Source organism: Streptomyces sp. NPDC058664 (assembly GCF_042716635.1).
Classification (GTDB): domain Bacteria; phylum Actinomycetota; class Actinomycetes; order Streptomycetales; family Streptomycetaceae; genus Streptomyces.
This window is the reverse complement of record NZ_JBHXRW010000006.1, coordinates 179,840-202,433: the sequence shown is the minus strand read 5'-3', so window position 1 is coordinate 202,433 and position 22,594 is coordinate 179,840. Positions and strand designations below refer to the sequence as shown.

At 73.6% G+C, this 22,594-nt stretch carries 17 protein-coding genes; 1 reads left to right on the top strand and 16 read right to left on the bottom strand.

Annotated elements, in window-relative coordinates; genetic code table 11:
- Positions 1-127: 127 nt before the first annotated feature.
- From ACFWUY_RS07760 to ACFWUY_RS07750, 3 genes are all read right to left on the bottom strand, one after another.
- Complete coding sequence (locus ACFWUY_RS07760) at positions 128-1,762, bottom strand: flavin-containing monooxygenase (RefSeq protein ID WP_384103220.1); 1,635 nt, start codon at positions 1,760-1,762, stop codon at positions 128-130.
- A gap of 13 nt (positions 1,763-1,775) precedes the next feature.
- Positions 1,776-3,323 (bottom strand): FadD3 family acyl-CoA ligase, encoded by a 1,548-nt coding sequence (locus ACFWUY_RS07755; protein ID WP_384103217.1) that lies wholly within the window; start codon positions 3,321-3,323, stop codon positions 1,776-1,778.
- A 238-nt stretch (positions 3,324-3,561) separates the two neighbouring features.
- A complete protein-coding gene (locus tag ACFWUY_RS07750) occupies positions 3,562-4,029 on the bottom strand; it encodes a MarR family winged helix-turn-helix transcriptional regulator (protein WP_384103215.1) in 468 nt (155 codons plus the stop codon).
- Positions 4,030-4,102: 73 nt separating this feature from the next.
- On the opposite strand from ACFWUY_RS07750, the gene ACFWUY_RS07745 reads away from it, so the two are divergent.
- Positions 4,103-4,924, top strand: coding sequence for an alpha/beta fold hydrolase (locus ACFWUY_RS07745; RefSeq protein ID WP_384103331.1), 822 nt, complete (start codon positions 4,103-4,105; stop codon positions 4,922-4,924).
- Positions 4,925-5,003: 79 nt separating this feature from the next.
- Here ACFWUY_RS07745 and ACFWUY_RS07740 read toward each other — a convergent pair whose 3' ends face one another.
- The 13 genes from ACFWUY_RS07740 to ACFWUY_RS07680 form a co-directional block, all read right to left on the bottom strand.
- Positions 5,004-6,452 carry a class I adenylate-forming enzyme family protein gene (locus ACFWUY_RS07740; protein ID WP_384103212.1) on the bottom strand — a complete coding sequence of 483 codons (1,449 nt, stop codon included), beginning with the start codon at positions 6,450-6,452 and terminating at the stop codon, positions 5,004-5,006.
- A gap of 64 nt (positions 6,453-6,516) precedes the next feature.
- Positions 6,517-7,953: an asparagine synthase C-terminal domain-containing protein gene (locus ACFWUY_RS07735; RefSeq protein ID WP_384103209.1), complete on the bottom strand. Its 1,437-nt coding sequence runs from the start codon at positions 7,951-7,953 to the stop codon at positions 6,517-6,519.
- Between the two features lie 129 nt (positions 7,954-8,082).
- The gene (locus ACFWUY_RS07730; protein WP_384103206.1) at positions 8,083-9,282 is read right to left on the bottom strand and encodes an FAD-dependent monooxygenase; all 1,200 of its coding nucleotides are present in this window, start codon (positions 9,280-9,282) and stop codon (positions 8,083-8,085) included.
- A 129-nt stretch (positions 9,283-9,411) separates the two neighbouring features.
- Entirely contained in the window at positions 9,412-10,821 is a 1,410-nt protein-coding gene (locus ACFWUY_RS07725; RefSeq protein ID WP_384103203.1) for an asparagine synthase-related protein, read from the bottom strand.
- 166 nt (positions 10,822-10,987) lie between these two features.
- Complete coding sequence (locus ACFWUY_RS07720) at positions 10,988-11,338, bottom strand: rhodanese-like domain-containing protein (protein WP_384103200.1); 351 nt, start codon at positions 11,336-11,338, stop codon at positions 10,988-10,990.
- Positions 11,335-11,847, bottom strand: a complete 513-nt coding sequence (locus ACFWUY_RS07715; protein ID WP_384103197.1) for a peroxiredoxin-like family protein — start codon at positions 11,845-11,847, stop codon at positions 11,335-11,337. The genes ACFWUY_RS07720 and ACFWUY_RS07715 overlap by 4 nt, the downstream gene beginning before the upstream one ends.
- 12 nt (positions 11,848-11,859) lie before the next feature.
- Positions 11,860-12,657, bottom strand: a complete 798-nt coding sequence (locus ACFWUY_RS07710; RefSeq protein ID WP_384103195.1) for a 4'-phosphopantetheinyl transferase — start codon at positions 12,655-12,657, stop codon at positions 11,860-11,862.
- Between the two features lie 77 nt (positions 12,658-12,734).
- Entirely contained in the window at positions 12,735-13,559 is an 825-nt protein-coding gene (locus ACFWUY_RS07705) for a TauD/TfdA family dioxygenase (protein WP_384103192.1), read from the bottom strand.
- Between the two features lie 34 nt (positions 13,560-13,593).
- Entirely contained in the window at positions 13,594-13,851 is a 258-nt protein-coding gene (locus tag ACFWUY_RS07700; protein WP_384103189.1) for an acyl carrier protein, read from the bottom strand.
- A complete protein-coding gene (locus tag ACFWUY_RS07695; RefSeq protein ID WP_384103186.1) occupies positions 13,838-17,695 on the bottom strand; it encodes an amino acid adenylation domain-containing protein in 3,858 nt (1,285 codons plus the stop codon). The genes ACFWUY_RS07700 and ACFWUY_RS07695 overlap by 14 nt, the downstream gene beginning before the upstream one ends.
- A gap of 1 nt (position 17,696) precedes the next feature.
- On the bottom strand, positions 17,697-18,872 hold the full coding sequence (locus tag ACFWUY_RS07690; protein WP_384103184.1) for an alanine racemase: 1,176 nt from the start codon (positions 18,870-18,872) through the stop codon (positions 17,697-17,699).
- Positions 18,862-21,954, bottom strand: coding sequence for an AMP-binding protein (locus ACFWUY_RS07685; RefSeq protein ID WP_384103181.1), 3,093 nt, complete (start codon positions 21,952-21,954; stop codon positions 18,862-18,864). The genes ACFWUY_RS07690 and ACFWUY_RS07685 overlap by 11 nt, the downstream gene beginning before the upstream one ends.
- On the bottom strand, positions 21,951-22,592 hold the full coding sequence (locus ACFWUY_RS07680; RefSeq protein WP_384103178.1) for an FMN-binding negative transcriptional regulator: 642 nt from the start codon (positions 22,590-22,592) through the stop codon (positions 21,951-21,953). Before ACFWUY_RS07680 ends, ACFWUY_RS07685 begins: the two co-directional genes overlap by 4 nt.
- Positions 22,593-22,594: the final 2 nt, after the last annotated feature.

Below are 22,594 nucleotides of genomic sequence, written 5' to 3'. Positions count from 1 at the left end.
TTTTTTGTTTTACATCCCCCGGCGGGGGACGGCGGACGGCCCGTCTCCGTAAATATCACCCGCCCCGCCCCCCCCCCCCCCGGGGGGGGGGGGGGGGGGGCCACTTCTCGTACGCCGGGGCGCCGCGTCAGCCCCGGATCAGTTCGAACCCCTTGTAGCCCGAGCCCGCGACGTCCGCGATGATCTCGCCGTACACCCCGAAGCCGCCGATGAACGGCATGAACACCCGTGGCTTCCCCGGGATGTTGGCCCCCAGGTACCAGGAGTTCGCCTCCGGGAACAGCGTGGCCGCCGCCCGGTCGCGGCACTGGACCACCCACTGCTCGACGGCCTCCGGGCTCGCCTCGATCGCGCGGTAGCCGTGCTCGTCGAGGTGGCGGAGGCAGTCGCCCAGCCAGTCGCCGTGCTGTTCGGCGCAGAGCACGACGTTGGCCATGACGGACGGGCTGCCGGGCCCCGTGAGGGGGAAGAGGTTGGGGAAGCCGTCGACCCCGAGCCCCAGGTACGTACGGGGGCCCGCGCTCCAGACGTCCTTCAGCCTCCGGCCGCCCCGCCCCCGGACGTCCATCCGGTCGATCGCGCCGGTCATCGCGTCGAAGCCGGTCGCGAACACGATCGCGTCTAGCTCCACCCGGGACCCGTCGGCCAGCACGATCCCGGTGCGGTCGATGCGTTCGATCGGGTTCTCGCGCAGGCTCACGAGCCGTACGTCGTCCCGGTTGAAGGTCTCGTAGTAGTGCGAGTCGGTGACGATCCGCTTGGTGCCGATCGGGTGGTCGGTGGGGACGAGCAGATCGGCGGCGGCGGGGTCGTCGACGAGGGCGCGGACCTTCTCCTCCCAGAAGGCGCGTGCCGCGTCGTTGGCCGCGCGGTCGGTGAGCTGGTCGGGGAACGTCTTGGAGTACAGGACGCCGCCGAGCTTCCAGCGCTCCTCGAACGCCGCCCGGCGCTCCTCCTCGGACACTTCGAAGGTGCGGGACGGGTGCGCCGCGTGGGGCGAGCCGCCGCTGCCGGCCCGGGACAGCCGGCGCCGCTCCGCGTACCCGGCCTTCTGCCGGCGGCGCGTCTCCTCGTCCAGGGGCTCGTTCCCGGCCGGGACGCTGTAGTTGGCGCTGCGCTGGAAGACGGTCAGGTGCGCGGCCCGCTCGGCGATCAGCGGGACGGCCTGGATGCCGGAGGAGCCCGTGCCGATCACCCCGACGCGCAGCCCGGTGAAGTCCACGTCCTCGTGGGGCCAGGCCCCCGTGTGGTACGTCGGACCGGCGAACTCCCCGGCCCCCGGGATGTCCGGCACGTGCGTACTGGAGAGGCACCCCACGGCGAACACGCAGAACCGGGCCGAGATCACCTCGCCGCGGTCCGTGCGCACCGTCCAGCGCAGGGTCTCCTCGTCCAGCTCGGCCGAGGTCACCGAGGTGGCGAAGGTGTAGCTCCGGCGCAGGTCGAAGCGGTCGGCGACATGGGACAGGTAGCGCATGATCTCCGGCTGCGCGGCGTACTTCTCGCTCCAGTCCCACTCCTGCTGGAGGTCCTCGTCGAAGGAGTACGAGTAGTCCACGGACTCCACGTCGCAGCGGGCGCCCGGGTAGCGGTTCCAGTACCAGACGCCGCCCACGTCGGCCCCGCGTTCGACGCCCCGCACGCGGTAGCCGAGACCGCGCAGCCTGTGCACGGCGTACAGGCCGGTGACGCCCGCGCCGACGACGAGGACGTCGACGTCGCTGCCGTCGCCGACGGCGGGTTCGGTGATGCTGTCGTTCACGTGTCTGCTCTCCTCATCCGGTGATCGTGTTCTCCGCCAGCCGCCGCAGAGCGCCCTTGTCGACCTTGCCCGCCGCGTTGTGGGGGAGTGCGGGGAGGGAACGGAAGGCGCGCGGGGCCTTGAAGTTGGCCAGCCGTTCGCGGGTGTACGCGGTCAGTTCCGCCGCGTCGATCCGGGACCCGGCCGCCGGTACGCAGTAGGCGACGCCGACCTCCCCGAGCCGCGCGTCGGGCGCGCCCACCACCGCCGCGTCCAGGACGGCGGGATGACCGCGCAGGACCTGCTCCACCTCGGCCGGGTACACGTTGAACCCGCCGACCACGAACATGTCCTTCAGCCGGTCGGTGATCCGCAGGAAGCCGCGCTCGTCGAGGACGCCGACGTCCCCGGTGTGCAGCCAGCCGTCCGCGTCGACGGCCTGCGCGGTGGCCTCGGGGTCGTCGAGGTAGCCGTGCATCACGTGGTAGCCGCGGGTGAGGATCTCGCCCGGTTCCCCGGGCGGCGCGTCGACGCGCAGCTCCGTGCCCTCCAGGGCCGTTCCCGAGGTGCGGGCCAGCGTCTCGGGGGACTCGTGCGGCGGGCAGATCGTGACGACGCCCGTCGACTCGGTCAGTCCGTACGCCGTGTTGACGCTCCGCGCGCCGATGCATGACCTGATCTGTTCGATGAGCGCGGTGGGGATGTTCGCCGCGCCCGTGACGGCCATCCGCATCGACGTCAGGTCGTACGCCTCGCGCCCGGGATGGTGGACGAGCGAGGTGAAGACCGTGGGCGCACCGGTCAGGACGGAGATCCGCTCGTCCTGGATGCGGCCGAGGACGGCCTCCGCGTCGAAGACCCGCTCCGGGACGATCGTCGCCCCGCGCAACAGGCAGGCGAGGACGCCGGCCTTGTAGCCGAAGGTGTGGAAGAACGGGTTGGCCAGGAGGTAGCGGTCACCGCGCCGCAGGGTGACCGTACGCGCCCAGGCGTCGTAGACACCCAGGTTCTGCGCGTGGGTGGCGGGCACGCCCTTGGGACGGCCGGTGGTGCCGGAGGTGAAGAGGATGTCGGCGGTGTCGGAGGGACGGACGGCGCCGGTACGGGAGCGCCGCTCCTCCCCGGTCACCGTCTCCCCGTCCGACAGGAACCGCGACCAGTCACCGGAGTGCAGCGTCACCGTCGACGCGAGCAACGGGAGTTCCTCTCCCGACGCGGCGAGCAGCGCCCGGTAGTCCGTGCCCAGGAAGTCGTGCTCGGTGAACAGGAGGCGGGTGCGGGAGCGGCGCAGGATGTCGGCGGCCTCGGACGCCTTGTAGCGGGTGTTCACCGGGACCAGCACCCCGCCCGCCGCCACCGCGCCGAGGGCGGCCGCCACCCAGCGGGCGCTGTTCGGCGCCCACACGGCGACCGAGTCCCCCGGGCGCACTCCCCGCGCCATCACCGCGCGCGCCACCCGGTCGACCCGCTCCCGCAGCTCCGCGAACGTCCACCGGTCCTCGCCGAAGACGAGGGCCTCCTCGTCCCCGTACCTCTCCGCGGCCCAGTCCGCGAGCCGGGCGATCGTCTGCGCGCCCCTCATGATCCGTCACGTCCTCCCTGCTGCCCCGCCCCCGTCCGGGGCACGGGCGCGAACCCAGCGGATCGGAGCCTGACAGGGAGGGGCGGCCCGGCGCAGGTGGCGGTTCCCGCTCACCGGGAAGGTGACCCGCGACGGTGGTCCCCGGCGGTCTCGCGCCGTCGTCACGTCCATGCGCGGTCGTCACGTCCGTGTGCGACCGATCCCGCCGCGGCTGCCGGGCCTCGCGCCGGCGGGCGCGTCAGACCGGACGCGCCCGCCCGGCGGACTCCAGTACCGCGGTCAGGAAGCGGCGCACCGTCTCCAGCTCGCCCGCCTCGAACACCTCCGCGGCCGCCAGCACTTCGCCGATCACCGGCCCGAAGAAGGACTGCCCGAGGTCCATGGCCTTCTCCTCCACCTTCAGCAGCACGCGTCGCCGGTCCGCCGTGTCCCTGCCGCGCGAGACCAGTCCGAGCCGCTCCAGCCGGTCCACCAGGGAGGTGGTCCCGGCGGAGTTCAGCCGCAGTTGCCCGCCGAGCCATCCGGGCGTGGCCCGTGTACCGGCGCGTTCCGCGTCCAGCAGGTGGATCAGCGCGCGCACGTCGGTGGGATGCAGTCCGTGGCGCGCGGCGAACTCGGCGCCGAGCATGTCGAACTCCACGGTGACCGCGCGCAGCAGGTGGACCAGCCCCATTGCCCGGCTCTGTTCTTCGCTCTGTTCTTCCATGCGCACTCCTCGGTTCCACAGCTAACATCTCGCTGAGCGAGATTATTGCCCAGCGAGGGGAATCGCCGTGTCCCTGCCCGATTTCGACCGTGTCTACGACGAGCTCCGTGCCCGCTGGCCCGAGACCACCGAGGAGCGTGACGTCGCCACCCCGTACGGACCCACCCGGGTCCACGTGTACGGCCCGGCGGACGGCAGCCCGCTCGTGCTGCTGCCCGGCGGCTCGGCCACCGGCCTCGTCTGGTTCGCCAACGCACCGGCGCTCGGCGAGCGGTACCGGGTCCACGCGGTGGACCTGCTGGGCGACGCCGGCCGCACCGAACGCCGGGGCACACCGCTGAAGAGCGCGGACGACCTGACAGCCTGGCTGGACGCGTTGCTGAACGGCCTCGGACTCGCCCGCACGCACCTGTGCGGCCACTCGTACGGCGCCTGGCTGGCCGTCAGGTACGCACTGCGCGCACCGTCGCGGGTGGACCGCCTCGTCCTCGTGGACCCCACCCAGGTCTTCGCCGGCTTCCGTCCCGGCTACCTGCTGCGCGCCCTGCCCACCCTGATCCGCCCGAGCGAGGCCCGTGCCCGCGCCTTCCTTGCCTGGGAGACGGCGGATGCCCACCCGGCCGAGACCTGGCAGCGCCTCTACGCGCTGGCCACCACGGTCCCCGGCCGCAAGCTCGTCGTCGGCGGCCGCCCCCGGGTCGCCGACCTCCGCATGCCGGTGCTGGCCGTGTTCGCGGAGCGCAGCCGCGCCCACCACGCCGGCAAGGCCGCCGACAGGGCCCGCCGGACGCTCCCGCACGCCGAGGTGGCCCTGCTCCCCGGAGCCACCCACCACTCCCTGCCCCTCACCGCGCCGCGGCAGCTGAACGACCGGCTGACGGCCTTCCTGGGCTGAACGCCGAACGTACGGCCGTCGACGACCTCGGCCGGTGAGGTGAAGGAGGGCGAGGTGGACGAAGGGCGGGGAGAGCGGTCTACGCGCGCGGGCCCGGGTCGTCCGGGAAGAGCCGCCGGATGCGGGGACGGTCCGCCTTGCCCACCGGCGTGTGCGGGATCGCGTCCACCACGTGGACCGTGGCCCCGGCGCCCAGCGCCGCGAGCTCCGCCAGGACGCCAGCCCCCGCCTCGGCGGCGTCCGCACCCGGCGCGGGAACGGCGAGCACGAGGAGGCCGGAGCGCCCGCCCGCCAGGACCACCACCTCGTCCAGCGGCAGCCGGGCGGCGAGTTCCTCCTCCAGGACGGGCGCGAACAGGGCCCGGTCCCCCGCCGGGATGGCGTCACCGGTCCGCCCGAGGACCCGGTACTCGCCGTCCGGCCGCCGCTCCGCCACGTCGCCGGTCCGGTACCAGCCGTCCCGGAACGCCCTCGCGGTCGCCTCGTCGTCGCCGTGGTACCCCACGCTGGTGGCGGCGGAGCGGGCGATGAGCTCGCCCTGGTCCGGACGGCTGGCGCCGAGCGGTTCCAGCCGGACCTCGACCCCCGGCAGCGGCCGCATGCCCCGGCCCGCCTGGGGGACGTCGTCCGGATTGCCGAGGACGATGCCGAACTCGGTGGAACCGTAGATCCGCCGGACGCGGATTCCCAGCGTCTCCTCCGCCCGTTCCACGGTCGCGCCGTTCAGATAGGCGCCTCCGCACAGCGGCAGCCGCAGGGACGGCAGCCGCACCCCGCCCCGCGCCTCGGACGCCGTCACGAGCTGCTCGTAGTGGCGCGGGAGGGCACTGAAGACGGTGGCCCCGTGGTCCGCGAGGAAGCCGAGGACGGTGTCCGGCGTCGCCCCCGACTCGACGAGGAGCAGCTCGCCGCCCGAGAGCAGCGCGGGGAACAGATGGACGTCGGAGCCGTGGGCCACGTCCAGGGGATGCATGCAGCACACGCGGTCGTCCGGTGTGAGCCCGGTCCACTCGATCCAGGCCAGCCGGTCCGCCAGCAGGTCCTCCTGCCGCCAGGCGACCAGCCTGGGCACGCCGGTGGAGCCCGACGTCTCCTGCAGCCGGAACACCCCGGAGTGGGGGGAGCGGCCGGCCGGACCGCCGGCCGCGGCCGGGACCTCCAGGTCGTCCAGGCGCACCGTACGGGGGATCCGCCGCACGTCCGGTAACCCGTCGCCCACGACGAGGAGGGACGCCCCGGACCGGTCGAGCAGCGTCCGGATCCTGTCGGCGTCGGCCTGGCGGCCGACCGGCAGGTGGACGGCGCCGATCCGGCACAGGGCGAGGACGGCGGCGACGTAGCCGGGCGTGTTGTCCAGCCAGGTCGCCACCGTGTCCCCGGCGCGCACCGAGGCCCGGTCGAGCCCCGCGGCGACGCGTTCGGCCCGGTCCGCCAGTTCCCGGTAGGTGAGGACCTCACCCCCGGACGTTCTGAGGGCCGTCCGGTCCGGGTGCTCGGCGACGTGGCACAGGAAGCGTTCGTAGATCATGACGAGAGTCCTTCGGGCAGCTTGCGGTGGCGCGGTCGTGCGCCGGTTCCTCGGTCGGGCGGGGTCACGGGCGGCCGGACGCGGCCCGGTGGACGGCCCGCTCGTACACCTCGCGGGCGGGCCAGGAGTCCAGGGCGCCCCGGCCCGCCGCGTCCATCAGGCCGGTGAAGCACGCGTGGTAGACGCGCCGGCGGTCGTCGTGTCCCGTGTCGGCGGCCAGCCGCCGGGCGATCCCGGCCTGGAGGCCGCCCCCGTGGTGGACCGAGACCTTCTTCCGCCAGGCGATGTCGTAGGGCACCCGGGTGTGCATGGCCTTGCGCAGGTGGTACTTCTCCCTGCCGTCCCGGACCTTGCAGCCGGGCGCGGTCTCCAGCGCGACCCGCATGACGGGCCAGGTCCAGAACGGATGGTGGGTCTCACGGCCGTAGGCGAGCGACATCCGGCTGGAGAGCTCATCGGTGAAACGGGTCCGGTGGACCGCCCGCACCGTCCGTTCGAGGAGCCTGCGGTCCGTCTCGTCCGGCGTCACGAGCCCGTCGTTGATCAGGTCGCTGCCGTATCCGGTGAGCAGCGTCCGGCCGGCCGGGAGCGCCCCGGTGCGGTGGACGGCCGCGGAGGTCAGCGCGATCTCGACCACCTCGGGGGTGGCGTGGCCGAGCCAGCGCACCGCCTCGGGGACCGCGTCGACGAAGTCGTCCTCGGTGAGCCCCACCCGGGTCAGCTCGACGCCGGCGACGTCGCACAGCTCCTGCGCGGCGTCGAACTCGTCGCCCCAGGGAGTGCCGACGCTGTACGACTCGACCGGCAGGCCCAGCTTGTGGGCGAGGAACGTGACGGCCCCGGAGTCGATCCCGCCGGAGAGCAGCGCGCAGTACCGCGTCCCGGCGGCGGACTCCGCGTCGATGGCGCCGAGCACGCCCTCCAGGGCCTCGATCTGGTCAAGCCCGGCCCGCATCGGGTCGTGCCGGACGGGCCGGCGGTACCGGTTGAGCAGATCGGTCCCCTGGACGGCCCTGGTGGTCCAGCCGCGGCGGGAGCACCAGGACTCCTGGACGGTGCTGTAGTCGATCCTGCGCACCTCGCGGACGAGGGTCTCCTCGCCTGCGGGCTCCTCGGAGGGGGCCCGCAGGACGACCGGGAGGCCGAGCGCGGGGAGCACCGCGGGGGAGAGGAACAGGTCGGAGAAGTAGGCGAACCGGCCCGTCGTGCGCTCGGCCGCGAAGAACACCGGATCGGTGTTGAAGGCCCCCGAGGAGACCGCCACCGTGTCCTCGGCGACACGGACCGTCGTGGGTCCGACCGAAGGATCGAACTCGGCCGCGCCGGTGCCCCGTTCGACCCGCATGGTGCGGACGTCGACGTCGAAGCAGCCGAGCGCGGAGGGCGGGAAGACGAGCCCCTGGTGGTAGAGGTGGAGCTTTCCCAGGTCCAGCCGCTGACATGTGCCTTCGAGATCGGCCATGCGGCGGTTGGTCACCACGAACCACTTGCTCGTCGGCACGTTCGGTCCCTCTGTTTCTCGTGGAAGGGGAAGGAAGGAGAAGAGACGGAAGAGGAAGGCGGAGGGGGGAGGGGGAGGGGTGGAACGGGTCTTCCGCCCCCGGTCTCCCCGCGGCGGGACTGTCGAGCCTTACGCGGCAGGGCCGTTCGAGCCGACGTACTGGCGGGCGAAGGCCACTCCTTCCGGCCCCTGGACCATCCGCTCGACGGCCGCGAGCCTCAGCCCCAGGACGAAGCGCCGTGCGGCCGGCCCGGACTCCGCGGGAGGGAGCATGACGAGCCGGAGCAGCTGGTCGGAGAACTCCTGGACCTGCCAGATCTGCCGCAGCCGCCGCCGGGTGTACCCGTCGAGCAGTTCGTCCTCCCCGCGGCGGTAGTGGGCGATCAGCCCCCGCGTCAGGTCGGCGACGTCGGCGATGGCCAGGTTGGCTCCCTTCCCGCCGAACGGGGCCAGCAGATGGGCCGCGTCCCCGGCGAGGAACAGGCGGCCGTGGCGCAGCGTGTCGGTGATGTGGCTCCGCATCAGCAGCCTCCCCAGCTCGGTGACGGCACCGATCCGCGGGGCGACGGTGCCCTCGCGGCGCAGCCGCAGCGCCAGCTGCTCCCGGATGCGCTCCACCGGCCAGTCCTCCGCGCTCTCCCCGGCGCCGATCTGCAGATGGAAGCGGCTGACCTCGGGGGTGCGCGGCATCATCCCCGCGAACCCCTGCTCGGTCACCGCGTAGACGACGTTCTCCGCAGGCCGGTCCACCTCGGCGAGCATGGTCAGGGTCTCGTACGGATACCGCAGGGAAGCCTCGGGCGGTTCGTCGAGGCCCGCCGGGATCAGGGTGCGGGAGATGCCCCGGAAACCGTCGCAGCCGATGACGAAGTCGCAGTCGATCTCCACCTCGTCGCACACGATGCGCGGTGCCGGACCGGGCAGGCCCACCACCTGCCGGACCTGCCGCGAGAACAGCGGCGGCGTCCCGGCCCGCTCCAGCCCCTCGCACAGATCGCGGACGAGCAGGTGCTGCGGGTACACCCAGTGCCGGTCGCCGCCGGTCAGGGCGGCGTAGTCCAGGGAGACGCGCCGGCCGAGGATCTGGAAGTCCGAGCGGCCCGCCCGCCGCCCCTCCTCGACCAGCCGGTCGCCCAGGCCCTGGCTCCTGAGGTACCGCACCGTCCACTGCTCCAGGAGCCCCGCCCTGGTGCGCTGCTCGATGTGCTCGCGCGAGGACCGCTCCACCACCACGTGGTCGATGCCCGCCCTGCCCAGCACCGAGGCCGCGACCAGTCCGGCGGGGCCCGCGCCGATGATGCCCACCCGGGTGCGTATGCGCCGGGTCATCTCGGGGCCGCCTTCCACGGGGACGGGACGGGGGCGACGGGCGCCGGGAGAGGGGACCGGCCCCCGGGCGGGACCGGCGGGTGGAACAGGGGCATCGGGGGTTCCTTTCGGGCTGCCGGGGGTACGTGGTCAGCTGGACCGGACGCGGCGCAGGGCCCGCTCGAAGAGCTCCCAGGGGTCCACGGGGTCCAGCTCGCCCCGCGCCGCCCGGTCCAGGAGCTCGGCGAAGCAGGCCGTGTACACGGCCTGCCGGTCCGGAGTGCCCGTCTCCTTCTCCAGACGGCGCGCCACCCCGTCCTGAAGGCCGCCGCCGTGGTGGACGGCGATCTTCCTGCGCCAGGCGACCGGCTCGGAGACCCGGCTGCCCATCGCCGTACGGAGGTGGTACTTCTCCCGGCCGCCCCGGACCTTGCACTCGGGCGTGGTCTCCAGGGCGACCTTCATCACCGGCCAGGACCAGAAGGGGTGGTGGACGGTGGTGCCGTACGCGAGCGGCATCCGGTTGGACAGCTCGTTGCTGCGCCGCGTGCGGTCGACGGCCGTCAGGACCTGCTCGATCAGGTCGTCGCGGTGGTCGAACGGGCGGTAGATGCCGGCGTTGATCAGGTCGCTGCCGTAACCGGTCAGCAGGACCCGGTCCGCGGGGACGGCGCCGAGCCGCTGCACCGCCGTCGCCGTCAGCGCGACCTCGACGACCTCGGCGTCGGCCGCCCCCAGCCACCGGACTGCCTCCGGGATCGAGCCGATGATCTGGTCCTCGGTCAGGTGGACGGGTTCGAGGCCGATGCCGAGCTCCGCGCAGAGCTCGGCCGCGTCGTCGAGCTCGTCGCCCCAGGGGGTCGCGACGCTGTACGGGGTGACGGACAGTCCGGCACGGGACGCCAGGCAGGTCACAGTCCCGGAGTCGATGCCCCCGGACAGCAGGGTGGCGTAACCGGTGCCCTCCGGGGTGGCCGCGTCGATCCGCCCGATCTCCGCCGCCAGCGCCTCCAGCTGGGCCTCGCCGGCGGCCAGCGGGTCGTCCCGGTGCGGCGCGCGGAAGTCGTCGAGCACGTCGTGCTCGTCGCCCGCGTCCGTGAGCCAGTGCCCGTCGACGCGCCGGGTACGGGACACGGTGCCGTACCGCAGCCGGTCCACGCCGTCCAGCAGGGTGCCGCGCTCGTGGCCCGGCGAACCGCCGGTGAACCGGACGGGCACGGCGAGCGCGGGCAGGACCAGCGGCGCGAGGAGCAGGTCCGTGAAGTAGGCGAACAGGCCCTTCATGCGGTTGACCGCGTAGTAGACCGGGTCCTCGTTCAGTGCCGAGACGCGGACGGTGAGGACGTCCGGCTCGATCCGTATCGTCGAGGCCGCGTCACCGCGGGAGTGCGGGGCCAGGGTGGCGACGTCGATGACGAACGGCGGGTTCCCGGGGAGACGCACCCCCTCGGGACCGCGGTAGTACACCCGCAGACCGCCGAGGTCGGCGGTCTGCGCCAGGTGCTCGAGGTCGGAGAGGGGGGCGTTGGTGACGACGCACCACTTGCTGACGGGAGCCATGATCGGGCCTTTCCGGTGGGACGGCGCACACGCGGCCGGAGTGCTCCGGCGGAGAAGGCGGTGCGGGTGGGTTGCTGGGTCTTGTCCGCGGTCGCGACCCCGGTCGTCGACCCGTGTTCTTCGTGACGGCTCCGGCGGGCCGGGAGCCCGTCGCCGCTCGCGCGGCTCAGTACTCCGGCAGGCTGGGGTCGATCTGCCGCGCCCAGGCGATGACGCCCCCTTCGAGGTGCACGGCGTCGGCGAACCCCGCCTCCCGCACCGCGGCCAGGACCGCCAGCGTGCGGACACCGGTCCTGCAGTAGAAGACGGGCCTGCGGTCCGCGCTCAGCGTCCCCATCGCGGTTCCGTCCAGCCAGGCGGGCCCGGGCACCAGCCGCGCCCCGGGGATGCGGACGATCTCCCACTCGTGGGGTTCCCGGACATCGACGAGGTCGATGGGCGCGCCCCGGTCGAGCAGTTCCTTGAGGTCCCGGGGCGTGATCGACGGGGCCGCGGGTGCCCGTTCGCCGCCGCTCACACCTCGCCCCGTGCCGGATAGTCGTTCTCGTTGATCCAGCGGACCGTCTCGACGACCTCGTCGAGGTGCGGACGCAGGAACGGCATCGTGGTCTGCACCGCCGCGTACAGGGTGCCGTCCGGACGCACGAGGAACAGGCCCGGCTCGCTGAACTCGTCGGGGTTGCCCTCGTTGATGGCCTTGGAGACGTACAGGCCCCACTCCCGCATCGACTCCAGGCCCAGCCCGTAACCGACCGGCACCCGGGTGAGGTCCCATTCCCTGACGGCCCGTTCGGCGCGGTCGATCCCGTCACCGCTCACCGCCACGACCGACGTCACCCCGACCTCGGCCAGCCGGGGGACGAGCGCGTCCAGTTCCGTCACGTGGGCACGGCACATGGGGCAGTGCACGCCCCGGTAGAAGACCACCAGGGTGAAGCTCTCGGGCCGCTGGTCGGCGAGGACCCAACGGCCTCCGCCGACCAGCGGGACGTCGAGGACGGGTACGGGCTGTCTGGGCTTGAGCATCGTGAACTCCTTCTAGGGGAAAAGCTGTTGGGGGACAGGGGCTCCCGTGCGGGGCCGGTGGAGGTCCGGGGAGGTCCTCGGCACCGAGACGGCCGTGAGCAGCAGGCCCCGCCGCACGGCCCACCTCCCCCGGAAACCGGTCACGCGGAGGCCCTCCACGAGGAGGGCCGGCCGTGCCAGGTCCGCCGCGAAGGTGCGGGCGCGGGCGTCGAAGGTCACCGTCACGTCCTCGAAGCCCAGCCAGCTCCCGGTGAGCGGGTACCACGCCTTGTAGACGCTCTCCTTCGCGCTGAACAGCAGCCGGTCCCAGCACACTTCCGGATGCGGCACGGCCAGAGCGGCGAGGTGCGCGCGTTCCTGACGGCCCGAGATCATGCCGAGGACGCCCTCGTCCCGGAGCGGCCGGTTCGGCTCCGCGTCCAGGCCGACGGTCAGCACCGCGTCGGACCGGGCCACGACCGCGGCCCGGTAGCCGGCACAGTGGGTCATGCTGCCGACCGTCGACCCCGGCCACACCGGTGCGCCCCGGGACCCGCGCGGAATCGGCCCCGGCGTCTCGCCGAGCCGCGCCAGGGCGGTCCGGGCGCAGGCGCGGGTCGTGGCGAACTCACGGCGCCTGCCGGGAACCGCCCCGGCCACGCACCGTTCCTCCTCCGCGAAGAGCGGCCACGGATCCGGCGGATCGCCGAAGGCCTCGGCGACCGCGTGCGGGGCGGGCAGCAGCTCCTCGATCATCGCCGCGCCCGGGTCGGGGAGCGGCATCGCCGACTCCGCTTCGCCGACTCCGTCCACCTTCACGGTCTGTCGCACAGGACTGGGGACCTCGTCTTCGCTCCGGGTCCGCCCGGGACGGGCGGAGAAGGGGGGCCGGGGAACGCGGCCGGTGCCTAGGCCGCGTCGGACAGCGTCAGCTGCCCGCGGAAGAGCACACGGGTGCCTCCCTCGCTGATGGCGGTACGGCCGTGCAGCGTCCGCTGGTTGTCGATGACCAGCAGGTCGCCCACACGCCAGCGGTGGGTGTAGGCGTAGCGCTCCGAGCGCAGGAAGGCGTCGAGCTCCTGGAAGAACTCCTCGGAGGCCGCCGGCTCCATGCCCTTCACCCGGATCTCCCAGGAGCGCTGGTCCACGTCGCGGGGGAAGGCGGTGGTGAGGTTGAGGGACTTCACCCGGCCGTAGTCACGGGTCGTCGGGATCGTGTACCAGTCGACCGGCACCGTGGGGAAGTACCCCCGCTCCTTCACCAGGTACTCCAGCTCGTGCTCGTCGATGACCCGGCGGAGGCGCGCGGGCATCTCCTTCCAGGCCGTCAGCTGGTCGCTGACGTAGGTCTCGCCGGAACCGGGGGCGTCGGAGAACTCCGCCGCGTACAGGATGATCAGGTCGACCTGCTCACCGACCAGGAGACCGTCCGTGTGCAGGGGGAGGGGGCCGCGTCCCGTCACCACCTTCCCTTCCTCGCGGGAGGCGTTGAGCTTGAGGAGATCGGCCTGCCCCTCGCCGAACTTGTGGTCGACCGTGTCGCCGAGGGAGCGCACGAGGAGCTTGAAGTCGTCCTCGTCCAGCTCGACGTCCCGGACCAGGACGCAACCGCTCGCCAGCGCGGCCTCCTTGGCGCGCGCGGCCAGCTCCTCGACGGAGCCGCCGGGGGTCCGGGGGAGGAGCGCGCCCATTCCCGAGGGGGTCAGCCGCTGGTATCCGTGCGTTGAAGACATCGTGGGTTCCTTCCGTGTGGGGTGGGGGTCCCGCTCAGCCGGTGTGCCCGGAGGCTCCGGCGGCGCGTACGAGCTCCGCTTCCAGGCGGGACACCGTGACCGGGGCGTCGAACAGGGCCTCCAGGTCCAGATCGACGTCGAAGCGGTCCTCCAGCGCCGACAGGATCTGGATCAGGGCGGCCGAGTTGACCCCGTGACCGATCAGGTCCGCGTCGGGGTCCGCCGCGGGGAGCGGATGGCCGTGGGCCTCCAGCTCGGCGAGGACCGCCGCGCGTACGTCAGAACCGGGCATCGCTCTTGACTCCTTCGATCGCGTCTCTGACCTGTCTCGTGTTGTCACCCTCGAAGACCGCGAAGTGTCCGCCGGCCAGGGAGGAGGTCTCCTCGCGTCGGGCGACCCCGGCCCAGGCGGCGGGATCGGCCTCGGCGGGGCCGTCCGCGGCCCGGAGCTCCACCAGGGGGACGTCCGAGGGGACGGGGGCCCAGTCGCGCAGCAGCGTCATGTTCTGCCGGTACACCGCGAACCGGGCACCGAGCACCGGGTCCGCGGCCGCCCGCCCGCTGTCAAGGCGTACGCCGCCGGTCTCCCGGATGTCCCGGAGGAACCCGTCGAACAGCGCCTCCCCGGAGGCGCCGCCGTCGTGCCCGCCACGGGACGCCGCGGACACGGGGGTGTCGATCACGATCACCCGGGCCACGGCCGCCCCCGAGACGCGGGCGGCCTCATAGGCCAGGGCGCCGCCGAACGACCACCCCGCGAACACCTGCGGCACGCCGTCGGCCGGGACCTGTCCGGACAGCTCCGCCAGACAGTGCCGGGCGAGCCCGGTGAGCGTGGCGGGACCACCGGCGGCCTCCTCCAGCGGCGCGTCGAGACCCACCACGTGGACGTCGATGTCCCTCGCGAGCTCCCGGACCAGGCCCGCGTAGCAGGACACACCGCCGCCCACCGGGGGGAAGAGGACAAGCCGCAGCCGGGGCGAGGCACTGGGCCGGGGCCGGTACGTCCAGATCCCCGAGGAGCCCGAGGCGCGCGGCCGGCGGCAGAGCCCGGCCAGACCCGCGGCCGTCGGGGCGGTCATGAAGTCCCCGAACCCCACCTCGTAGCCGTACCTGCTCCGCAGGACCGAGAGCAGCCGGATCGCGTCGTAGGAACTTCCGCCGGCCGCGAAGAAGCCCTCGCCGCCCGGGGTCTCGCCCAGCACCTCCTCCCAGCAGCTCGCGACCTCGTGGCCGACCAGGTCCTGCTCCGCGACCGGCTCCTCGCCCACCGGGGGCTCCCCCCACGGCAGTCGCTCCAGTCGACGCCGGTCGAGCTTGCCGTTTCCGTTCAGCGGGATCTCGTCCAGCTCCACCAGCGCGTCGGGGACCATGTAGGGCGGCACGGAGTTCCTGAGCGACGCGAGCACGTCCTGCCGCCAGCTGTCCGTCGCCTCCTCGGTGAGCGTGACGCAGGCGACGACCTGCTTGCTCCGGCCGCGGTCCCGGACGGCCACGGCGCACCGGCCGATCCCGGGGGCCCTCTCGACGAGGTGCTCGATCTCCCCCAGCTCCACCCGGTGCCCGTTCAGCTTCACCTGGCTGTCGGTCCGCCCCAGGAACTCGACGGTCCCGCCGGGGTGGCGGCGGCCGCGGTCCCCGGTGCGGTAGAGCCGCCCGAACACCGGGTCGTCGAAGAACGCGGCCGCGGTCTTCACCGGATCGGCGGCGTAGCCGTCGGCGACCCCCTTCCCCGCGATGTGGATCTCGCCGATCTGCCAGTCGGGACACACGTCGCGCTCGGCGTCGAGGACGAGGATCTCCTGGCCGGGCAGCGCCTTGCCGTAGGGGATCGACCGGCCGGCGCGGTCCGCCTCCTCGACGCGGTGGAAGATGGACCAGATCGATCCCTCGGTCGCACCGCCGAGGGAGACGACCTCGGCCTCCGGAGCCATCCGCCGCAGCGCGGACGGCAGCTTCAGCGGAATCCAGTCGCCGCTCAGCAGGAAGGCCCGCACCGACGGGGCGGCGGCTCCCTCCTCCGCGAGCAGGGACGCCAGTGCCGGCGCGGAGTTCCAGAGGGTCACCCGGTGCCGGTCGAGGAGACCGATCCAGCGTGCGGGGTTCTTGGCGCTCTCCTCCGAGAGCATCACCACGGAGCCGCCGCGCGCCAACGGTCCGAAGACGTCGTACACGGAGAGGTCGAAGCCGATCGAGGAGACGGAGAGGACCCGGTCCGCCGCCGTGACGCCGAACATCTCGTTCACCGCGTCGATCGTGTTGAGGACCGCGGCGTGCGAGATCACCACGCCCTTGGGCTCGCCGGTCGAGCCCGACGTGAAGATGACGTAGGCGGTGGGGCTCGGCGGGACGTCCGCTCCCCGGCTCCCGGCCACGGCCCCGTCCGCGGGGAGCGGCAGCGGGCGCGCGCCGCGCTCCGCCCAGCGGGCGTCGGCCGCCGGCCGCCCGTCGGTGATCGCGAAGCGCACGGCACCGCGTCGCGCGATGCTGTCGAGGCGACCGTCCGGGGTGCCGTGGTCCAGCGGGACGTACACGCAGCCGGCGAGGAGGCCGCCGAGCATCGCGACGACCTGACCCCGTCCCCGGGGCAGGTGGACGGCGACCCGGTCGCCGGTGCGCGCACCGGCCGCCAGCAGCAGATCCGCGACCGCCCGGGCCTGTCCGACCAGTTCGGCGTAGCTCAGGGTCCCCCGCTCGTCGTGGACGGCGGGTGCCTCGGGACGGTCGGCCGCGCACCGCAGCACCCGGTGGTGGAGGGTGTCGGCGGGGACCCCGCCGGAGGTGTCGCGGTGGGGGCGCGGCGGTGCGGACACGACGGCGCGTGCCGGGCGGCGGGTCCAGTTCCCGCCGTCCTCGGCGAGCTCCCGGACGAACGCCTCGCACCGTGCCACGAAGTCCTCGGCGAAACCGGCGTCGAAGGCGTCCGTCCGCCAGTCGAAGCCCAGCCGGACGGTCCCGTCGGACTCCCTGACGACCTGGTGGTCGATCAGCACCTGGGGCACCCGCAGCTGGACGTCGTCCCAGCGGCGGCGGAGCCCCAGGGCGGATTCGCGCACGCCGTCGACCTCGAGCGCCGTGAACGCGAAGGGATGGGCGAGCCGTCGCAGGTCCGCGGCGGGATCGGCGAGCCGCATGATCTCGGTACCGCTCAGCGAGGCGTGCATGGCCTGGCTCAGGTACCGGCCCTGCACGGTCCTGGCGACCTCGGCGAAGCTCCGCCCGGTCGTCTCCGGGACCTCCAGCGGCATGGTGCCGCCCTGGTTGCCGAGGGAGACGGGGGACACCGGTCCGGTGCGCCGCGAGTGCAGGACGGTGACCGTGTGGGCCGAGCCGCCGCCGAGCCGGCCGAGGACGACACCGTAGGCCGCGAGGTAGGCCATCGCCGGGGTCAGCGCGTGGGCGCTCGCGTACGCGTCGATCCGGGCCGCGGTGACCGCGTCGAGGGTGACCATGCGGTGGGACACCGCCGGGCCGGCGTTCCGCCAGGCGGGCCGCAGCGGCAGCTCCGCCGGATCGGGAAGCTCCGCCGCCCGCGTGCGCCAGAACCGCGCGTCGCGTGCGGAACGGTCCCGGCGGGGCCGGCCGGGCACCGGCGCCCCGCCGGACGGACCGTCCGTGCCGGCGGCCCGCGGCTCGGCGTCGCCCCGGTCCGCCACCAGTTCGCCGAGGAAGACGGCGAGCGACGCCGCGTCCATCAGCCACAGGGCGTACACCAGGTGCAGCCTGGCCCGGTGCGCGGAGCGCACCACGGACACCTCGAACTGCGGCCAGTCGCCGAACTCGAAGGCATCGGAGGTGAAGGCGCGGCGGACCGCGTCGTCGGCCGCGTCGAAGTCGGCGTCGTCGACCCAGCGGACGTCGGCGTCCACGTCCCGCGCGATGTCCGCGGGCAGTGTCGAAAGGGACAGGTCGGCGGCCTTGCCGAGACGGAGGACGTCGTTGTCCCGTACCAGCCGGCGCAGCTGGGTGCCGATCCCGGCCACCCGCTCCGTGCTCAGGTCGCAGCTCAGGTAGTAGCGGGCCGGCCCGCTCAGTTCGAGGCCGTCCTGGCCGCCGATCAGATAGGCACGCTGGATCGGGCTCAGCCGCTCCTGTGGCCGGCCGGTCACGGGGCCCTGAGGCGTGGTGTCACTCATGTCAGAAAACGATCTCTCTCACCTTGTCGCGGCTCAGGAATCCGCTGGGGCTGAAGCTCGGCCCGTACGCGCCCACGTCCGGGAACACCAGGAGGTCGCCCGGTTCCACCTCGGGCAGTTCGATGTCCTCGGCGAGCACGTCGAGCTGCGAGCAGAGCGGACCCGTCACATAGGTGTGCGGGACCGTCGGGCGTTCCGCCGCGCCCACCGCCCGGACCCGGATCTCGCCCCGGTCGCCGCCGGACAACAGGCGGCTCGCGAGGAGGAGGTCGTTCATCCCGGCGTCGACGAGGACGTACCTGCGGTCGCCGATGGTCTTGGTGTCGAGGACCGTGGTCAGCAGGCTGCCCGCCGGGCCGACGATCGACCGGCCGTACTCGCAGACGAGCGGCAGCCGGTCCTCCTCCGGGAGGCCGGACCAGGGGTCCGCCGTCTCCAGCGCGGTCCAGTCGACCCGGGGGTCGAGGTCGCGCCAGGACATCGCGATGCCCCCGCCGATGGAGACGAAGTCGAGCGCGAGGCCGAATCGTTCGGCACACGCCCTCGCGCGTTCCGTCACGGCCTTCCGCGTGGCCAGGACGATCTCGGGGTCGCTGTACTGGGAGCCCCAGAACAGCTGGAGACCGGTGACCGACAGCGGCGAGGCGCCCAGGACGTCCACCACCTCGGCGAGGTCGTCCTCGGCCACCCCGAACTGGTTCGGCGAGGGCGCGGCATCCCGGGTCCGGCCCGGATAAGGAAGGTTGAGCCGGATCACGCCTCGCCCGGCCACCCCGAGCTCGTCCGCCACCTCGGCGAACAGGCGGGCCTGCAGGGGTGATTCGACCGTCACCGCGACCCCGGCGGCGAGGGCCGCCGCCGCTTCCGCGCGGGACTTCGCGGGGCCGGTGAACAGCACCCCGTCCGGTGGCGTCCCGGCGTTCAGCGCGGTCTCCAGCTCCGCGAGCGAGCAGACGTCGAAGCCGTCCACCAGGGGAGCGAGCGCGTTGACGACCCCGGGGTACGGATTGGCCTTCAGCGAGTAGTAGAGGCCGGCCCCCGGAGGCGAGAGCCTGCGGACCCGCGCGACGGCGTCGCGCAGCGCCGGCCTGCTGTACGCGTACACCGGCGTCCGGCCCGCCCGGTGGACGAGGAGCCGTGCCTCGTGCTCGGTGAGCGGGGCTGTCTCATGCCGCATCCGGGTCTCCTCCCGCTTCGCACAGCGCCGCGAGGACGTCCGCGTGCAGCCGGTCGATCACATCGGGCCGGTCCATGGCGATCCCCCGTCGGTAGTAGTAGGTCAGCGCCATCTCGCCCGCCGACATCTGCAGTTCGCCCTGCAGCTGGTAGCGCAGGGCCCGGCCCAGCGACCGGGGCCGCCACACCCCGAGGTCGCGGGGACGCAGGCCCCGCCGCCCGGGGTGCTGGTTGAAGAGCACCGTCGACAGCGGGAAGCACTCCGCGTCGGCGAGGCCCAGGGCCTCGACCCGCTGGTCGAACTCCCATGAGCTGTTGGCCACGCCGGCCTCCAGCTGCCGGGCGAACTCGCCCGCGCGGTCCGGCAGTCCGCCCGGTCCGCGACCGCGGACGACGAGCTGGCTGGTGAACATGCCCGCGGTGCCGGCCCGTGCCCCCTGCCGCACCTGGACGGGGACGACGAGGGGCAGCGGACCGAGCCCGAAGGTCCTGGAGACGGCCCGCTCGAAGGCGGCCAGCACGACCGCGAAGACCGAGACGCCCCGCGCCTCCGCGATCCGGTGGGCGGCCCGGGTGCCGGTGACGCCGAACGGCCGTGAGACCAGTTCCCCGACGCGGGCGCCTTCGCCGCCGGCCTCCGGCAGCTCGACCTGGCCCGCCCCCTTCAGGAGGTCCTCCCAGTACCCGGCCTCGGGAACGGCCGTGTGCGCGGCGCGCTCGGTCGCCCGGCAGTAGGCGCGGTACCCGTGCGGCGCCGGGGCGTCGCCGAGCGTCCTCCCCGTCAGCAGGGAGCGCAGTTCGTCGACGACCAGGTCCAGGCTCAGCCCGTCGACGAACAGGTGGTGCGCCACGACGAGGACGGAGGTCGTGTCGGGTCCCGGGACGACGACCACCCTGAGCGGAGGGGCCGAGGTGGGGTCGATCAGCTCCGACACCGCCCGGACGCGTGCCTCCTGGACCCGTGCGCGGTGGTCGTGGTCGCCGTCCTCGCCGGTGACGGTCCCCTCGTGGAGTGTGACCGGGCAGCGTACGTCGGCGGCCTCGTGGTGTACCTGGTGCGTCCGGTCCGCCGTGAGCGAGAGCCTGAGGACGTCGTGGCGGGCGACGACGGCGTCGACGGCCGTCGCCACCTCGGCCCGGGACACGGCCGGGCCGACCTGTACCTCCCGGGAGATGTTGCACCAGTTGGCGTTGCCGTCCGTCATGCAGATCGCCATGTAGGCCCGCTGACGGGTGGACAGGGGATGGACGTCGGTGTCGCCGGGGACCCCGGGGAGGGGTTCCGGGTCGGGGAGGAGCTCCGGCCCGGGGACGCGGGGGGAGGCCGGGCCGCCCGCCCGCTCGATCGCCCGGCTCAGGGACGCGATGTCGCGGTGGGCGAAGCAGTCCTGGACCGAGAGGTCCGTCCCGAACCGCCGGTTCACCTCCAGGACGAACTCCATCATGTCCAGCGACGTCAGCCCCGCGTCGACGAAGGACGTCGTGGCGGCGGAGGTGGAGGAGGAGGCGGCGTCGAGGCCGAGGAGTCCGCACAGCGTTCCGGCGACACCGGTGTCCCGGTGCGTCCCGGCGTCCGCCACGGCCGGGGCGTCGGCGACCGAAGCGGCCAGGGCCACCCGGTCGACCTTCCCGCTGCGCAACAGCGGGAACGCTCCGCGCAGATGGACGGCGGGCCGGGGAAGCCGCATCCGCAGGGCCGCCCCGTGCACCGCGTCGCGCAGCGCCCCGGCTCGGGCCCCGGTGGGGTCGGCGACGGCGAGGAAGGCCTGCGGACCCTGCCGGTCGACCACCACGCACTGCTGTACGCCGGGCAGTTCCTCGACCTCGTCGACGAGGCGGTGGAAGGAGACCCGCCTGCCGGACACCTTCAGGTCGTTCCCGAGCCGTCCCGTCACCGTCAGCTGGCCCCGGTCGTCGAGGTATCCGCTGTCGCCGGTGCGCAGCACCGGTGGCATCGGTTCGACGCGGAACGTCTCCGACTCCCCGTCGGCGTCCTCGGCGAGGGTTCCCAGCGCCGGCGCGGCCGAGGTGATGAGCACCTCGCCGCGTCCGTCGGCGTCGGGCCGGTCGATGGTCACGGAGACGCCCGGACGGGCGGATCCGACCGGTACGCCCTCCGCCGTCCCGTCGCCCGCGCGGACGTCCCGCCGGAAGAGCTGCGCGAGCGTCCCCTCGGTCATGCCGTACAGGTTCACGAACTCGGCCCCGGGGGCGATCCCGCTCCACTGCGCGACCACGCGCGACGGCAGCACCTCGCCGGCGAAGAACCCCAGCCGCAGGTGGTCGAGGCGGAGGGCGTCCGTCTCCAGGACGTCCGCGATCCGCCGCGCGAGCGAGGGGACGAGGAAGGCGAGCGTCGCCTCGCTGCGCACCAGGTGGTCCGCGAGCGCCCGCAGGTCCAGCTGGGCGTCGACCTCGGGCAGGGCGAGCCTGCCGCCGACGGCCAGTACGGCCAGCAGCTCGCGCAGCGAGGGGTCGAAGTTCACCCGGGTGACGGCGGCGCAGGCGTCCGTGCCGCGGAGCCCGAACTCCGTGGTGAACCACGAGAGGAAGTCGCCGAGGCCGGTGCGGCTGCCCACGACCGCCTTCGGGGCGCCCGTCGATCCCGACGTGGGGATGAGGTAGCCGGCGTCGGGCGCCGCGTGACGCCGGACGCGCCGGACGCGGTGCCGGGCCGGGAGGTCCAGGAGGACACGGCCCGTGGCGGCCTCCAGCACCCATTCGTCCGCGGCGCCGATTCCCCGGTAGTGCGCGGCCGCGGAGACGTCGCTGCTCAGGACGGCCGACGGCTGCGCGACGCCCTCGGCCCACGCGTACTGGCCGGCCTCCATGCCGGCGTCGACCGGCACCGGGACGGCACCGCTGCGCAGGGCCGCCAGGAGCCCGACGACGTAGGCAGGACACAGCGGACCGAGCACCAGTACGTGCGTGCGTGCCGCGCCGCGCTCCACGAGGACGCGCGCCAGGTCGTCCACGGCGGCGGCGAGTTCGGCGTGGGTCAGCCGCTCGCCGTACCACTCGACGGCGGTCCGGTCGCTCGGCGGGAGGTCGAGCAGTCGGCCGAGCCGGTCCTGTCCGCTCATGAGGCCGGACACCCCGATCCCTCCGTCGGCGGGGCGAGGACCAGCTCCGCCAGCTCCCGGAGGGCGCCGGCGTCGTCGGCCCGCAGCGCGGTGGCCAGGTCCTCCGTCCCGCCCTTGCCCTGGTTCAGCCGGAAGCACGAGGTGAGGCGGAGGTCGCGCAGCCGGAAACCGACGATGTGCTTCAGGTACTCCCCGGAGAGGTGCGCGGGGATCTCGTCCAGGGTCCAGGTGGAGCCGTCGACCGCGCGCTTCTGGAGCCGGTCGATCAGCACCTCGACGTCGGCGCGCTTTCGGACGTCGTCGCTGAGCTCCAGCCGGCCGCTGATCTCCACCGCGCAGTAGAGCCAGGTGGGGATGCGGTCGCGGGTGCCGAACCACTCGGCGGGGACGTAGGTGTCAGGGCCGAGCACGGTGATCGTGGCGGGGGCCCCGGTCCCGAACACGGCCGACATCCCGTTGGCCCGTGCGACGTGCCCCGCGACGAAGAGCTCGCCCTCCGCGGTCTCGCGCAGGTCGATCGGGAGCGGCGAGGTGAAGACCTCACCGGCGTGGTACGTGGCCAGGACCCCGAACGACTTGGCCCGGACGAAGTCGCACATGGCGGACAGGGGCAGACTGAACTGCTCTTTGGTGTACATGA